General features: G+C 70.9%; 12 protein-coding genes. 5 read left to right on the top strand and 7 right to left on the bottom strand.

Features of this window, described 5'->3' with window-relative positions; translation table 11 throughout:
* Positions 1 to 1,299 (top strand): thymidine phosphorylase, encoded by a 1,299-nt coding sequence (deoA, locus tag ACXJKQ_RS23555; protein WP_457108120.1) that lies wholly within the window; start codon positions 1 to 3, stop codon positions 1,297 to 1,299.
* 28 nt (positions 1,300 to 1,327) lie between these two features.
* Here the strand turns inward: deoA and ACXJKQ_RS23550 are convergent, their stop codons facing one another.
* The 4 genes from ACXJKQ_RS23550 to dnaK form a co-directional block, all read right to left on the bottom strand.
* Complete coding sequence (locus tag ACXJKQ_RS23550) at positions 1,328 to 1,654, bottom strand: hypothetical protein (RefSeq protein ID WP_457108119.1); 327 nt, start codon at positions 1,652 to 1,654, stop codon at positions 1,328 to 1,330.
* A gap of 107 nt (positions 1,655 to 1,761) precedes the next feature.
* Positions 1,762 to 2,400: a class I SAM-dependent methyltransferase gene (locus ACXJKQ_RS23545; protein WP_457108118.1), complete on the bottom strand. Its 639-nt coding sequence runs from the start codon at positions 2,398 to 2,400 to the stop codon at positions 1,762 to 1,764.
* Between the two features lie 139 nt (positions 2,401 to 2,539).
* Complete coding sequence (gene dnaJ / locus ACXJKQ_RS23540; RefSeq protein WP_457108117.1) at positions 2,540 to 3,688, bottom strand: molecular chaperone DnaJ; 1,149 nt, start codon at positions 3,686 to 3,688, stop codon at positions 2,540 to 2,542.
* Positions 3,689 to 4,022: 334 nt separating this feature from the next.
* Positions 4,023 to 5,939, bottom strand: coding sequence for a molecular chaperone DnaK (gene dnaK / locus ACXJKQ_RS23535; RefSeq protein WP_457108116.1), 1,917 nt, complete (start codon positions 5,937 to 5,939; stop codon positions 4,023 to 4,025).
* A 394-nt stretch (positions 5,940 to 6,333) separates the two neighbouring features.
* Between dnaK and ACXJKQ_RS23530 the strand changes: the two genes are divergently transcribed.
* Positions 6,334 to 7,317 carry a hypothetical protein gene (locus ACXJKQ_RS23530; RefSeq protein ID WP_457108115.1) on the top strand — a complete coding sequence of 328 codons (984 nt, stop codon included), beginning with the start codon at positions 6,334 to 6,336 and terminating at the stop codon, positions 7,315 to 7,317.
* A 148-nt stretch (positions 7,318 to 7,465) separates the two neighbouring features.
* Here ACXJKQ_RS23530 and ACXJKQ_RS23525 read toward each other — a convergent pair whose 3' ends face one another.
* Complete coding sequence (locus ACXJKQ_RS23525) at positions 7,466 to 8,053, bottom strand: YqgE/AlgH family protein (RefSeq protein ID WP_457108114.1); 588 nt, start codon at positions 8,051 to 8,053, stop codon at positions 7,466 to 7,468.
* Between the two features lie 356 nt (positions 8,054 to 8,409).
* On the opposite strand from ACXJKQ_RS23525, the gene ACXJKQ_RS23520 reads away from it, so the two are divergent.
* Together ACXJKQ_RS23520 and ACXJKQ_RS23515 are read left to right on the top strand one after the other, a co-directional pair.
* Positions 8,410 to 8,889: a redoxin family protein gene (locus tag ACXJKQ_RS23520; RefSeq protein WP_457108113.1), complete on the top strand. Its 480-nt coding sequence runs from the start codon at positions 8,410 to 8,412 to the stop codon at positions 8,887 to 8,889.
* Between the two features lie 89 nt (positions 8,890 to 8,978).
* A complete protein-coding gene (locus ACXJKQ_RS23515) occupies positions 8,979 to 9,620 on the top strand; it encodes a DedA family protein (protein ID WP_091777964.1) in 642 nt (213 codons plus the stop codon).
* 4 nt (positions 9,621 to 9,624) lie between these two features.
* Here the strand turns inward: ACXJKQ_RS23515 and ACXJKQ_RS23510 are convergent, their stop codons facing one another.
* The gene (locus ACXJKQ_RS23510) at positions 9,625 to 10,374 is read right to left on the bottom strand and encodes a restriction endonuclease (protein ID WP_457108112.1); all 750 of its coding nucleotides are present in this window, start codon (positions 10,372 to 10,374) and stop codon (positions 9,625 to 9,627) included.
* A 98-nt stretch (positions 10,375 to 10,472) separates the two neighbouring features.
* Positions 10,473 to 10,886 carry a MucR family transcriptional regulator gene (locus tag ACXJKQ_RS23505; RefSeq protein WP_457108111.1) on the bottom strand — a complete coding sequence of 138 codons (414 nt, stop codon included), beginning with the start codon at positions 10,884 to 10,886 and terminating at the stop codon, positions 10,473 to 10,475.
* 439 nt (positions 10,887 to 11,325) lie between these two features.
* On the opposite strand from ACXJKQ_RS23505, the gene ACXJKQ_RS23500 reads away from it, so the two are divergent.
* Positions 11,326 to 14,001: a bifunctional acetate--CoA ligase family protein/GNAT family N-acetyltransferase gene (locus tag ACXJKQ_RS23500; protein ID WP_457108110.1), complete on the top strand. Its 2,676-nt coding sequence runs from the start codon at positions 11,326 to 11,328 to the stop codon at positions 13,999 to 14,001.
* The last annotated feature ends 348 nt before the right edge of the window (positions 14,002 to 14,349 follow it).

The following is a 14,349-nucleotide window of genomic DNA, read 5'->3' as shown; positions in this document are numbered from 1 at the left end:
GTGCGGCTGCCCCAGGAGACGATCCGCGCCAAGCGCGACGGCCTACCCCTCGACCCGGAGGAGATCCGGGCGTTCGTGGGCGGCCTCACCGACGGTACGGTGGGCGAGGGGCAGGCGGCGGCCTTCGCCATGGCGGTGTTCTTCCGCGGGCTGTCGCTGCCGGAGCGGGTGGCGCTGACCCGGGCGATGGCCGAGTCGGGCCGCGTCCTCGCCTGGGACCTGCCGGGGCCGGTCCTGGACAAGCACTCCACCGGCGGCATCGGCGATACGGTGAGCCTCCCGCTCGCCGCGATGGTGGCGGCCTGCGGCGGCTACGTGCCGATGATCTCCGGCCGGGGCCTCGGCCATACCGGCGGGACGCTGGACAAGCTCGGCAGCATCCCGGGCTACGACGCGACGCCTGGGCTCGACGTGTTCCGCCGGGTCGTGGGGCAGGTCGGCTGCGCGATCATCGGCCAGACCGCCGACCTCGCCCCTGCGGACCGGCGCCTCTACGCGATCCGCGACGTGACCGGTACGGTGGAATCCCGCGACCTGATCACCGCCTCGATCCTGTCGAAGAAGCTGGCCGCGGGGCTCGACGGGCTGGTGATGGACGTCAAGCAGGGCTCAGGCGCCTTCATGGCGAGCCTGCCCGAGGCGCGGGCGCTCGCCGAGAGCATCGTCACGGTGGCGGAAGGGGCGGGCCTGCGCACCGCCGCGCTGATCACCGACATGGACGCGCCCCTCGCCAGCGCCGCCGGCAACGCCGTCGAGGTCGCCTACGCGATCGACTACCTGACCGGCGCGCGCCGCGAGCCGCGCTTCCACGCGGTGACACTGACGCTCGGGGCCGAGATGCTGGTGGCCGGCGGCTTGGCGGCGGACCGCGACGCCGCCGCCGAACGGCTGGAGCAGGCCCTCGCCTCGGGTCAGGCGGCCGAGCGCTTCGCCCGCATGGTCGCGGCGCTCGGGGGACCGGGCGACCTGCTGGACCAGCCGGCAAAATATCTGCCGGAAGCCCCGGTTCGGAGGCCGGTGCATCGGGAGGGGACCATTGCGGGCGTGGCCACGCGCGCGGTCGGCTTGGCGGTGATCGCACTCGGCGGCGGGAGGACCCGGCCGGAGGATGGCATCGATCCGAGGGTCGGTTTTACGGACCTTGCGCGGCCCGGCGAGTCCAGCGGCCTCCTCGGGGTCGTCCACGCGGCCGACGCAGCGTCCGCGGACCGTGCAGAGGCTGCGCTGCGGGAGGCCTACCGGATCGGAAGCCCTCCCGAGGACCGGCCAGCGGTCCTCGAGCGGATCGGAGCCGGTTAGGTCCCGCGCCGATCCGCGGGACGTGTGGTCACCAGCGGCCGTGGCCGTGCCGGTGACCCCAGCCGCCGTGGCGATGACCACCGAAGCCGTGATGGCGCCAGCCCCCATGGTGCCCGCGACCCCAGCCGTAATGGTGGCCGTGGCCCCATCCATAATGGCGGCGCGGGCCGAACCCGTGGTGACCCCAGCCGCCGTGACGGTGGCCGTAGCCGTACTGGACGGTCACGATATCGCCCGAGGCCTGCTGGAGCCCGGCATCCCTGCCCATGGGGGCGGCCATGGCCGGGGCCGCCAGAGCGAGACTCCCACAGGCCAGGGCAGCCGCGAGATGCACGCGTGCGGTCTTGGTGAACATCGGCGTCCTCCTGTTCCACGCCGGGCGCTGGTGCGTCCGGCCCTGTCTCAGGTGTGGCCTTTTAAAGTTGACGCGAACGTGACTTGTTCGCTCAGGCCGTGTTCAGCTCAGGGTCGGCGATAGACCCAGACCCGGGCCGGCGGCAGGTTCAGCCAGACCCGGTTGGAGCGGTCGGCGGTGTAGCTGCCCGCCTCGCACCGCGCCGGGATCGGCGGCACCACCGCGTAGGTGAACTGCACGAACGGCGCGCCCGGCTGCATGAGGTCATGGGCCGTGTTGAGCAGGTCGAGACGCTGCTCCAGCGGCTTGGTGAACAGCGGCAGGCTGGAGATCGTCGCGGCGGCGGGCTGCGTCAGCGCGTCCTTGAGGCTCGCGCGCATGTTGTAGGCGTCCCCCTGGATCACCCGTACGCCCGGGAAGCGGTGGGTCAGGAGACGGCAAAAATCGGGGTTGAACTCGACGAGGATCAAGCGTTCCGGTGCGACGCCACGCCGGATCAGCGCCTCGGTCACCGGACCGGTGCCTGGGCCGAGTTCGACGACCGGACCATCCCGGCGCGGGTCGACGTAGGCGGCCATGGTCCGGGCGAGCATCTTGCCCGACGGCGTCACCGCGCCGGTGACGAGGGGGCGCTCAAACCAGGAGCGGAGGAAACGGGCCTCGTCCTCCAGGGGGTCGCGCCGCGGCCCGAGAATCGCGCTCCTGCCGACAGGAGCCTTCGCGTTGGGACGGCGGAGCGGCGGCAAGTCCTGGATTCCTTGATGCCGAATGAGAATGAAAGGCTAAGGGACGATGCTGTCATACAGTCAAGCCGGCGCGGCGCCTAGAGGACGCAAGACACGCCGGCCGCAGGCATAACGGGCTGCCGGGATTTCGGATCCGCCCTCACGGCCGGACCGCGCTCCCGAAGAAGTCGCGCACCTTCGAGAAGAAGCCCGCGGATTCGGGATGATTCTCCGGGGAGGCCGACTGATCGAACTCCTGGAGCAGCTCACGCTGGCGCTTGGTCAGATTCTGCGGGGTCTCGACGAAGACCTGAATGTAGAGGTCGCCGACCTCCCGCGAGCGGAGCACCGGCATGCCCTTGCCCTTGATGCGGAACTGCTTGGCGGTCTGGGTCCCGGCGGGGATGCGCACCTGCGTCTGCGAGCCGTCGATCACCGGCACGGTGATCTCGCCCGAGAGCGCGGCCGTCACCATCGAGATCGGCACCCGGCAGAACAGGTCGGCGCCGTCGCGCTGGAAGAATTCGTGCTGCTTGATCGACAGGAAGACGTAGAGGTCGCCGGCCGGGCCGCCGCGCAGCCCGCTCTCGCCCTCGCCGGCGAGACGGATCCGCAACCCGTCATCGACGCCCGCCGGCACGTTGATCGAGAGGGTKCGCTCGCGGTTGACCCGGCCTGCGCCCTGGCAGGCGGTGCAGGGATCGTCGACGATCTCGCCGCGCCCATGGCAGTTCGGGCAGGTCCGCTCGATGGCGAAGAAACCCTGCGCCGCCCGGACCCGGCCGTAGCCCGCGCAGGTCGGGCAGGTCCGGGGCTTCGAGCCCGGCTTGGCACCGGAGCCGTCGCAGGCCTCGCAGGACACCGAGGTGGGGATCTTGATGGTCTCGGCCTTGCCGGTGAAGGCCTCCTCCAGGGAGATCTCGAGATTGTAGCGGAGGTCGGCCCCCCGCTCGCGGCCCGGCGCACCGCCGCGCCCGCGCGCAGCGCCGCCGCCGCCACGGCCGTCACCGAAGAAGTTGTCGAAGATGTCCGACATGAAGTCGCCGAACTCGTTGCCGAATCCGGGTCCGCCAGCCCCACCCTGGCTGAAGGCGGCATGGCCGAACCGGTCGTAGGCGGCGCGCTTCTGTCCGTCGGAGAGGCACTGATAGGCCTCGTTGATTTCCTTGAACTTGATCTCGGCGTCCTTGTCGCCGGGATTGCGGTCGGGATGATAGGTCATCGCGAGTTTGCGGAAGGCGACCTTCATCTCGCTTTCCGTCGCGACCTTGGTGACCCCCAGGATCTCGTAATAGTCCCGCTTCGACATCCCACCCCGTCTCCGGACAATCCAACCGCGCCCTCATCGCGGCGCGCGGTGCGGCCGCCTCACAGGAGGCGTCCGGACGGCGCCGTGATCCCCGGACCCCATCACCGGAGCCCGCCGGAGCGGGCCGTCGGCGACGCGGTCGTGCGCAGGGCGTGCGGGCCTCTGTGCAGTTCGCAATCCGTGCGTTCTCGCCGCGCGCTCTAGCACGAGCCGGCGGCCCGAGGGTCCGACCCGGGCGATATCCCGCATCCTGCGGCACCCGCGCAACAGCGCGTGTCAAGCAAAGGCAGGGCCGGATCGCTCCGGCCCCGCACGGTCTGACGCGAACCGCGCCTCAGGCGCGCTTCTTCTGGTCCTTCTCGTCGACCTCCTGGAAGTCGGCGTCGATGACGTCGTCCTTCTTCTCGGAGGCCGCCGCCTCGGCACCGGCATCGGGGCCGGCCGCCTGGTTGGCCGCGTACATGGCCTCGCCGAGCTTCATCGAGGCCTGCATCAGGTCCGTGGTGCGAGCCTTGATGGCTTCGACGTCCTCGCCCTCGAGCGCGGTCTTGAGCGCGGCCATCGCGGTCTCGATCGCGCCCTTGTCGGCGGCCGGGACCTTGTCGCCGTACTCGGTCACCGACTTCTCGGTGGCGTGAATCAGGCTCTCGCCCTGGTTCTTCACCTCGACCAGCTCGCGCCGCTTCTTGTCGGCCTCGGCATTCGCCTCGGCGTCCTTCACCATCCGGTCGATGTCGGCGTCCGAGAGGCCGCCCGAGGCCTGGATGCGGATCTGGTGCTCCTTGTTGGTCGCCTTGTCCTTGGCCGTCACGTTGACGATGCCGTTGGCGTCGATGTCGAAGGTCACCTCGATCTGCGGCATGCCGCGGGGCGCCGGCGGGATGCCGACGAGGTCGAACTGGCCGAGCAGCTTGTTGTCGGCCGCCATCTCGCGCTCGCCCTGGAAGACCCGGATCGTGACGGCGTTCTGGTTGTCCTCGGCCGTCGAGAAGGTCTGGGACTTCTTGGTCGGGATCGTGGTGTTGCGGTCGATGAGCCGGGTGAACACGCCGCCCAGCGTCTCGATGCCCAGCGACAGCGGGGTCACGTCGAGGAGCAGGACGTCCTTGACGTCGCCCTGGAGCACGCCGGCCTGCACGGCGGCGCCGATGGCCACAACCTCATCCGGGTTGACACCCTTGTGGGGCTCTTTGCCGAAGAAGGCCTTCACCACCTCCTGGATCTTGGGCATGCGGATCATGCCGCCGACCAGCACCACCTCGTCGATCTCGGAGGCCGAGACGCCGGCATCCTTGAGCGCCTTGCGGCAGGGCTCGATCGTCCGCTGCACCAGATCGTCGACCAGCGACTCGTACTTCGCCCGGCTGAGCTTCAGCGCGAGGTGCTTCGGGCCGGTGTTGTCGGCGGTGATGTAGGGCAGGTTGATCTCGGTCTGGGTGGCCGAGGACAGCTCGATCTTGGCCTTCTCGGCGGCCTCCTTGAGGCGCTGAAGGGCGAGCTTGTCCTTGGTCAGGTCGATGCCCTGCTCCTTCTTGAACTCGGCCGTCAGGTACTCGACGATGCGGTTGTCGAAGTCCTCGCCGCCCAGGAAGGTGTCGCCGTTCGTGGACTTCACCTCGAACACGCCGTCGCCGATCTCCAGGATCGACACGTCGAAGGTGCCACCGCCGAGGTCGTAGACCGCGATCGTGCCGGCCTTCTTCTTGTCGAGGCCGTAGGCGAGCGCCGCCGCGGTCGGCTCGTTGATGATGCGCAGCACCTCGAGGCCCGCGATCTTGCCGGCGTCCTTGGTGGCCTGACGCTGGGCGTCGTTGAAGTAGGCCGGAACCGTGATGACCGCCTGCGTGACCGGCTGGCCGAGATGCGACTCGGCGGTCTCCTTCATCTTCTGCAGGGTGAAGGCGGAGATCTGCGAGGGGGAGTACTTCTTGCCGTCCGCCTCGACCCAGGCGTCGCCGTTATCGCCGCGGGCGATCTTGTAGGGCACGAGGCCCTTGTCCTTCTGGGTCATCGGATCGTCGTAGGTCCGGCCGATGAGCCGCTTGATGGCGAAGAACGTGCGCTCGGGGTTCGTGACCGCCTGGCGCTTGGCCGGCTGGCCGACGAGCCGCTCGCCGTCGTCCGTGAAGGCGACGATGGACGGCGTGGTGCGCGCGCCTTCCGAATTCTCGATGACCTTGGGCTGCGTGCCTTCCATCACGGCCACGCAGGAATTGGTCGTGCCCAGGTCGATGCCGATGACTTTACCCATGGCGGGATCCCTCTTTTCGTCGCGTTCAAGCAGACCGCCGAGCCCCGAAGCAGCTCGGCCCATGGCGGTATACGGAGGTGATGTGAGTATGGGACCCGGGCCGGATCAAGGGCCGTGAACGGCTGAAACCCAGCGCGCAATCCCGCGTCGAGGGCGATATAAGAAGCCGGTTCCAGGCTCGCAAGGCGAAGCCGGCGCGCCGGGGCTTCGCACGCCGGCGCGTGCCATCTCCTTGTCATTCCGGCAGGATCTCGCCGCACGGCCGCCATCGGCCGGGCGGCGTGGCTGCATTTTGTTGCTCTGCTGCCACGTCGGCGCCATCGACGGCGTGTTAACGTTTCGACAAGGGGTTGCACGTGGCCCCGCCACTTCGTGTTCCCCTCCGTAGAGTCCGATGCGCCCGACCCGCAGCCTCCTGCTCCCGATCCTGGTGGCCGCCCTCGCGGCGCCCGGGATGCTCGCCGCGCCCCCCGCGCAGGCCCAGAACTTCTTCGAGCGCCTGTTCGGCATCAAGCCGGAGCGGCCGCCGGCGCCGCCCCGCGGCCTGCCCGAAGCCCCCACGCCGGTTCCGGCGGCGCCGGGCGAGCCTGGACAGCCCGCCGCGCCCGAGGCCCCCCGGCCGGCCCCCGTGCCGGCCCGTCCGGTGGTGCTGAAGACGCCCTCCGAGGACAGCGTGATCGGCCAGGACCTGCAGCTCAACGGCCTGTCCGGGGCCCTGAAGCTCGAACGGTCCGGCACCGCGGTCACGGCGCGGATCAAGCTGCCGGGCACCAAGATCTCGCAGCCGGCGGAGTCCTGTGCGGTGCCGCTCGCCGGCGGCAATCCGGTGACGCTCACCGCCGAAGGCAAGCCCGAGGGCGTGCCGCGGTTCGAGGCCGCCGGGGCCGAGTGCCCGCTGCGCTTCGACGTGACCGAGGGCGGCGTGCTCGTCTCGAGCCTTGGGTCGAGCCCGGTCTGCTCCTTCTCGGCCGCCGACTGCGCCACGACGCCGGTGGGCTTGTGGGGACCGGCCGCCGCCACACTGATCCCGCGGGCCGGCGAGTTCGACACGGCCCGGGGCGTCGCCGACAAGGCCGTCCGGGACAATTACAAGCTGATGACCCAACGCGCCCGGCGCGAGGACGTGCGGCCGATCGTGAGCGAGCAGGCCGCCTTCTCGTCGGACCGGGAGCAGCTCTGCCGCACCTACGCCCGCGAGGGGACCCACGGGTTCTGCCACCTTCGGGTGACAGAGAACCGGGCTCTGGCCCTGGCCACCCGGCTCGGCGCCAACACGGCCGCGCCCACTGCCGCCGTGGCGCCCCGCCGGCCGCGGCCCAAGCCGGCTGTCGAGGGCCTGAATCCGGATGCGGTCGGCGGCGACGGGATGCCGGAATAGGCGGCCGCGCCGGTCGGCCCGGATGGCGCCGTAAACCGGCCGTCACTGTAAGCCTGGCCGGCGGGACCACGTTCCACGTGGCGTTGCCGGGTCGTTGCGCTCCGCTCGGACGGACGGCGCGTCCGAGCCTCCGGCCCGGGTCGCCGGATCAGGCTCGGCCGGCCGTCATCGACAGCATCGCAGGGTCGATGCCGTTGGCCCTGAGGGCAAGGTCGTACTTGGCATCGAGGTCGGCGTCGAAGATCAGCGCCGGGTCGGCCGGGCAATTGAGCCAGCCATTGGCCATGATCTCGCTCTCAAGCTGCCCCGCCTGCCAGCCGGCATAGCCCAGCGCCAGCACGGCGCTCGCCGGCCCCTCGCCGCTGGCGATGGCGCGGAGGATCTCCACGGTCGCGGTCAGGCAGATGCCGTCGTCGATGATCAGCGTCGATTGCTGGATGTGGAAATCGTCGCTATGGAGCACGAAGCCGCGCCGTCCTTCGACCGGGCCACCCATCAGGACCGGCATGTGGCCGACCCGCTCGCGCAGGCGAATCGCGTCGGCCTCGGGCGCCACGTCGAGCTGGACCAGCAGATCCGGCATGCTGATGTCGGTCGCCGCCTTGTTGACGATGATGCCCATCGCGCCGTCGGCGGAATGGGCGCAGACATAGATCACCGAGCGGGCGAAACGTTCGTCCGCCATGCCGGGCATGGCCACCAGGAACTGCCCGTCGAGGAAGTCCGGGCCCGACATCTCCGTCTGGCGCGGCGACGCGGCTTTCCCGGCCAGCGACGACGCTGCCGATGAGGGATCGGGCCTGCGGTGCGGAGGATGCGCCATCCCTACATGCTACGCCCCGTCCTCCGGTTGTCCAGCGGGCAAAAGGGACGCAGCAAGCCTCTTCCAAGATTGTGCGCGTCTCGATCCTTGCCTCACAAGACCAAGGTCGGTCCGCGTCGCCCTCGGGGGCAGCCTTCATCCCGCCGATCGGACCGGGAGGGTGGTTCACGCCGGAGCGTGCCGGATCCTCGACAGGCACCCCCTGCCACGCTAGGTCAGGCGCGCTGCTCACGCGTGCCATTCCAGCGCGCGCCAACGAGGGACCCGCGATGATCCAGGTCGGCGACCACCTGCCCCAGGCCACCTTCCGGGTGATCGGCCCCGAAGGCCCGATCGCGCGCACCACGGACGACGTGTTCAAGGGCCGGCGCGTGGTCCTGATCGGCGTGCCCGGCGCGTTCACCCCGAGCTGCCACCGCAATCACCTGCCGGGCTTCGTCACCCACAAGGACGCGATCCTCGGGCGCGGCATCGACGCCATTGCGGTGACGAGCGTCAACGACGTGTTCGTGCTCGACGCGTGGTCGAAGGCGAGCGGCGCCGAGGGGCTGGAATTCCTCGCCGACGGCAATGCCGATTTCGCCAAGGCCATCGGCCTGGAGATGGACGGCACGGGCTTCGGCCTCGGGATGCGCTCGAAGCGCTACTCGATGCTGGTCGAAGACGGCATCGTCCGGATCCTGAACGTCGAGGAGACGCCGTCGAAGGCGGAAGCCTCGGGAGCCGAGGCCCTGCTCAAGGTCCTCTGAGCGCATCGCGCACCGGATCGCCCTCTTAAGGCCACGTTCCATCGGCTTGTGTCGCCGGGCTTTGCCCGGAGACCGGCCCTGAGGACCGCATGGCCTTCCTGAACGACCTACCTATCGCCGAGCTGATCGCGAACTACGGCTACATCGCGATCTTCGTGATCATCACCCTCGAGAGCGCCGGGGTGCCGTGCCCGGGCGAGACGGTGCTGATCTCGGCCGCTGTCTATGCCGGCAGCACCGGCAACCTGAACATCGGCTTGGTCATCGCCGCGGCCGCGGGCGCGGCGATCCTCGGGGACAATGTCGGCTACTGGGCGGGGCGGCGCTGGGGCATGCCCCTGCTCCTGCGCTACGGCCACCTCATCGCCCTGGATCACGGGCGTCTCAAGCTCGGCCAGTACCTGTTTCGCCAGCACGGCGGCAAGATCGTGTTCTTCGGCCGCTTCACCGCGATGCTGCGCGCCTACGCGGCCCTGCTGGCCGGGGTGAACCGCCTGGACGCCCGGCGGTTCTTCGCCTTCAACGCCCTCGGCGGCATCGTCTGGGCCGGCAGCATGGGCATCGGGTCGTATTATTGCGGCCGCCAGATCGAACACATCGTCGGTCCGGTCGGCCTGACGCTGCTGGCTCTGGTGGTGTTCGGCGGCCTGGCCCTGTGGCTGTTCGTGCGCCGCCACGAGGCGCGCCTGCTCAATGAGGCGGAGATCGCCATCCCCGGCCCGCTCGCCTGACGCGTCACGCCTCCGCCAGGTCGATCGCGTCGAGGGCGTCGTGGTGCAGGAGGAGGACGCCGGTGGCCGTGGCGAGCCGGCGCGCCGCCGGCGTGAAGCCGGCATTCGAGACCACCGCGGCCCGATCCCCGGCCCAGTAGCGGAGCGCCGCGGCGGCCTCCTGCACGGCGGCGTTGCCGACGGGCTTGCTCAGCCGCTTGCACTGAACCACCAAGCGTAGGCCGTCCCGCACCGCGACGATGTCGGCGCCCTGGTCGCCGCTCGCCGGCGTCCGGTGCGCCCGCCATCCCGCCCGGGTCAGGCGGTCGGCACAGTAGCGCTCGTAAGCGAGCCCGTCCCCTGGTGCCTCGTCCTCCTCGGGCAGAGCCACAGCCGCCGCCTCGGCCTCCACGATCGCCAGCATCCGCGCGCGCTCCGAGAGGGCGAGGTCCGCGTAGCGCGAGGCGATCTGCGGCAGGATGGTCCGGTCCAGGAAATAGTCCCGCTCGCGCAGCCAGCCGTCCTCGATCCAGTTGCCGTAGGGGTCGCAGTAGCTCTCCTGGCGCCGCCGCAGCGCCAGCGTCTCGCCGTGCGCCCGGGCGATGCGCCGAACCCGGGCTCGGAAGCGGCGGCGGCGCCCAAGATGCCGGAGCAGGACAAGGATCAGGGCGAGTCCGGTCGCCGCCAGGGCCGGCGGGCCGTACCAGAGCCCGAAGGGAAGGCCGATCACGGCCGTCCAGAACAGGCGGGCGACGGGGCTGGGCTTGCCGGGCATCGGGTCTCGGGAGCGCTGACGGGCCTGTGACCCTCGCAAGCGCGGCTTGCCCGATACCTAACCCCGATCCGAAAGCTGTGGACGCGGACGCGCGCTCCTCAGACCTTCCGGCGCTGGTGGCCGAGGCCCATGCTCTTGGCGAGGCTGGACCGTGCGGCCGCGTAGTTCGGGGCCACCATCGGATAGTCTGGGGCGAGGCCCCATTTCTCCCGGTATTCCTCGGGCGTCATGTTGTAGTGCGTGCGCAGATGCCGCTTGAGCGACTTGAACTTCTTGCCGTCCTCCAGGCAGACGATGAAGTCGGGCTGGACCGAACGCCGGATCGGCACAGCCGGCCGCAGGTCCTCGGTCGGCGGGGCAGCCGGTTCGCCGAGACCGTGCAACGTCGCGTGAATGGCCGCGATGAGGCTGGGCAATTCCGGCGCGGGCACCGGATTGTTGCTCACGAAGGCCGACACGATGTCGACGGACAGCGCGAGATAGTCCGGTTGCCCTTCACCCGTGGCGTCCATCCCAAAACCTCCTCTCGATCCCGGCGAGCCACCGCCCGTCGGAGGGGCGGCCAGCCGGAATCTGTCTCTGCTCGACCCGATACAGGGTAGTTAATGAGCAGTTACTATGGTGATACGAATTTAATGGCAAGACCAATTTACACGCGCCCACAACTGACGTCTTAGGATGGATAAACGGTGCTGGATATTGGACAAATGGACGTTGCGGGCCGTGCCTCTGGTCGGTCGGCCGGTTTCCGAGTGCCGGTCGACGGTCGGGTGTTGCATGCGCGTCTGAGCGCGCCATCTGGCATCCGCGTCTGAGCGCGCCATCTGAGAGGACGGTGAGCGCGCGCTGCGCCGCGTTCGACCCGACATGAGCGAGGGGGACCAGATGCGTGCCGGCACGAACGGCCTGCGGGACCTCATCCCGTGACGGCGGTACCGTGAGCCGCCGGCCGTGAGCACCTACCGGTTCGACAAGCTGCTCGCGCCCCGCTCGATCGCCCTGGTCGGGGCGGTGGCGCGCCCCGGCTCCCTGGGGCGCAGCGTGCTGGACAGCCTGCGCGGCGCGGGCTTTCCCGGCACGATCATGCCGGTCCAGCCCGACCACGCGATCGTCGAGGGCCTGCCCTGCGTGCCGCAGGTCGCGGATCTGCCCGCCATTCCCGACCTCGTCCTGATCGCGGTGCCGCCCCCCAGCGTCCCCGAGGTCGTCGCGCAGGCCGCCGCGATCGGTGCGGGGGCCGCCGTGATCCTCACGGCCCGGCTCGGATCCGGGCCGGACGATCCCGGACCGGTCGCCCACCGGATCGCCCGCGCGCATGGCCTGCGCCTGCTCGGCCCCGACAGCGCCGGCCTCGCGGTTCCGGGCGCCCGGCTCAATGCCAGCCTGTTCGCCGCAGCGCCCGAGGCCGGCGACCTCGCCCTCGTCTCGCAATCCGGCACGGTCGCGGCTGCCATCGTCGCGTGGGGGGCGCGGCACGGGACGGGGTTCTCGGCGGTTCTGTCGCTCGGCAGCGTGCTCGACATCGGCGTGGCCGATTGCCTCGACCACTTCGCCGCGGATTTTCGCACCCGCGCGATCCTGCTCTGCCTCGACCGGGTCGCGGATGCCCGTCGCTTCATGTCGGCTGCCCGCGCGGCCGCCCGGGCCAAGCCCGTCGTGGTGCTGCGGGCCGGGCGGCACCGTTCGGATACGCGTGCCGCCGCCACCCATACCGGCGCCCTGGCCCGTCCGGACGCGGTCTACGCGGCGGCGTTCCGGCGGGCCGGCCTGCTGGCCGTGCCGGACCTCGACGCGATGTTCTCGGCTGTGGAGACCCTGGGGCGCCAGCGGCCGTTTCCGGGCCACCGGCTCGCGATCGTGTCGAACGGTCGCGGCATCGGCCTCCTCGCCGCGGACCGGCTGATCGAGCGGTCCGGCACCCTGGCGGTGCCCGCCGAAACGGAGGACCGCGCCGCCGGCAACCCCCTCGATCTGGGCATCGACGCGGCCGGGCCGGCCTTCGCGACCGCGCTCGCGCCGCTGCTGACCGACCGGTCGAGCGACGCCGTCCTGGCGATCCACGTGCCCACCATCCGTTCGGAGGCGGCTGCGGTGGCCGGTGCCATCGCCGAGACGGTCAAGGCCGCCCGCGCCGGCCAGACCCGCAAGAAGCCGGTCTTCGCGGTCTCGCTGGGGGATGCGGAAGCGGGGCGCGAGGCCTTCGCGCAGGCCGGGATTCCGCATTTCACCACCGACTCTGAGGCGATCGAGGGCTTCCTGCACCTCGTGCGCTACCGCGAGGCGCAGGACGACCTGATGCGGACGCCCGACTCGCTGCCGCGCGACTTCTCCCCCGACACGGCGCGCGCCCGCTCGATCATCGCCGGCGCCCTGCGGCAGGGGGCCGCCTGGCTCGACCCGCTGGCGGTGACCGGCCTCTTGGAGGCCTACGGGATCCCGACCGTTCCGATCACGCTGGCCCCCGACAAGGACGCGGCGGCCGCCGCCGCGTGGCCGATCATCGCGGCGGGCGGCACGGTGGCGCTCAAGGTCGTCTCGCCGGACGTGGTGCACAAATCCGACATCGGCGGCGTCCATCTCGACCTGACCAGCGAGGCCGATGTCCGCGCGGCCGCGGGCCGCATCCTGGCCCGTGCCCGCCGCGAGCGACCCGACGCCCGGGTGACCGGCTTCGCCGTGCAGCCGATGATCCGCCGCGGGCAGCGCCGCGAACTGATCGCGGGGCTCGCCGAGGATGCGGTGTTCGGCCCCGTGGTGGTCTTCGGCCGCGGCGGCACCGCCGTGGAGGTCATCGACGACCGGGCGCTGGGACTGCCGCCATTGGACCTGACTCTGGCGCGCGACCTCATCGCCCGCACCCGGGTCGCGCGGCGCCTCGAGGCCTACCGCGACGTGCCCGCCTCCGACCTCGGGGCGATCGCGCTGACGCTGGTGAAGCTGTCCCAGCTCGCCGCCGACCTGCCGCAGGTGCGCGAACTCGACATCAACCCGCTCCTGGCCGACGAGACCGGCGTGCTGGCGCTCGACGCGCGGGTCCGGATCGGGCGCGCCGAGCAGGGCAAGAGCGGACGCGGCCACCCGCGCTTTGCGATCCGGCCCTATCCGGCGGAATGGGTCCGGACGCTCAACCTCAAGAACCGGACGGTGCGGGTACGCCCGGTGCGCCCCGAGGACGAAGGCCTGTTCCTGACCTTCTTCAAGGGTCTCGACCCGGAGGACCTGCGGCTGCGGTTCTTCGGTCCGGTGCGCGAGTTCAGCCACGCCTTCCTGGCCCGTCTGACCCAGCTCGACTACGCCCGGGCCATCGCCTTCGTGGCCACCGAGATCGATCCGGCGGGGGGCGAGCGGATGCTCGGGGCCGTGCGGCTGCACGCCGACGCCAACCATGAGAGCGGCGAATACGCCATCGCGGTGGGCCGCGACGCCCGCGGGACCGGCCTCGCCTTCGCCCTGATGCGCCTGATGATCGACTGGGCGCGCTCCGAAGGGATCGGCCGGGTCGAGGGGACGGTGCTGGCCGAGAACCGGCCGATGCTGGCGGTCTGCCGGCGCCTCGGCTTCGCGCAGGGGCGCGACCCGGACGATCCCGGCCTCGTCAAGGTGCGCCTCGACCTCGCCGTGACCTAGAGCCGTTCCCGATCGTGCTGCACCGGTTTGGAAGGACGGCGACGCCGGTCGCGAGGGCCGCGCCCCCCTCCCGACTCGATCGGCAACGGCTCCAGCCGAGGATCGGGGAAGCCCACCCGTTCCGGCTGCGCCGGCTCACGCCCGTGGGGGAGGGCAGGCCGGCCCTCGACCGGCCGGTGGGGCGCCCCGGACGGAGCATTCCCAGGCGGCTCTGAGGGCTCGGACGCAGTGACTTCGCGGCCGCTGTCGTTTGGACCGAGGCGCTAGCGGACCGGCTCGACGGCTTCCAACGCCCGATGTTCGGCCGCGGGACTGACCGGACCGGGCTTCTTCGATGCGGGCTTGGCC

This window comes from Methylobacterium sp. P5_C11, from assembly GCF_054049775.1.
Note: the sequence above shows the minus strand (reverse complement) of the source record. Positions and strands in the feature narration are given on the sequence as shown.

Excerpts from the sequence above, each read along its gene's own strand:
- ACXJKQ_RS23550 (WP_457108119.1), bottom strand. The coding sequence starts at position 1,654 with ATGTTCACCAAGACCGCACGCGTGCATCTCGCGGCTGCCCTGGCCTGT.
- dnaK (WP_457108116.1), bottom strand. The coding sequence starts at position 5,939 with ATGGGTAAAGTCATCGGCATCGACCTGGGCACGACCAATTCCTGCGTG.
- ACXJKQ_RS23530 (WP_457108115.1), top strand. The coding sequence starts at position 6,334 with ATGCGCCCGACCCGCAGCCTCCTGCTCCCGATCCTGGTGGCCGCCCTC.
- ACXJKQ_RS23525 (WP_457108114.1), bottom strand. The coding sequence starts at position 8,053 with ATGTCGGGCCCGGACTTCCTCGACGGGCAGTTCCTGGTGGCCATGCCC.
- ACXJKQ_RS23520 (WP_457108113.1), top strand. The coding sequence starts at position 8,410 with ATGATCCAGGTCGGCGACCACCTGCCCCAGGCCACCTTCCGGGTGATC.
- ACXJKQ_RS23515 (WP_091777964.1), top strand. The coding sequence starts at position 8,979 with ATGGCCTTCCTGAACGACCTACCTATCGCCGAGCTGATCGCGAACTAC.
- ACXJKQ_RS23510 (WP_457108112.1), bottom strand. The coding sequence starts at position 10,374 with ATGCCCGGCAAGCCCAGCCCCGTCGCCCGCCTGTTCTGGACGGCCGTG.
- ACXJKQ_RS23505 (WP_457108111.1), bottom strand. The coding sequence starts at position 10,886 with ATGGACGCCACGGGTGAAGGGCAACCGGACTATCTCGCGCTGTCCGTC.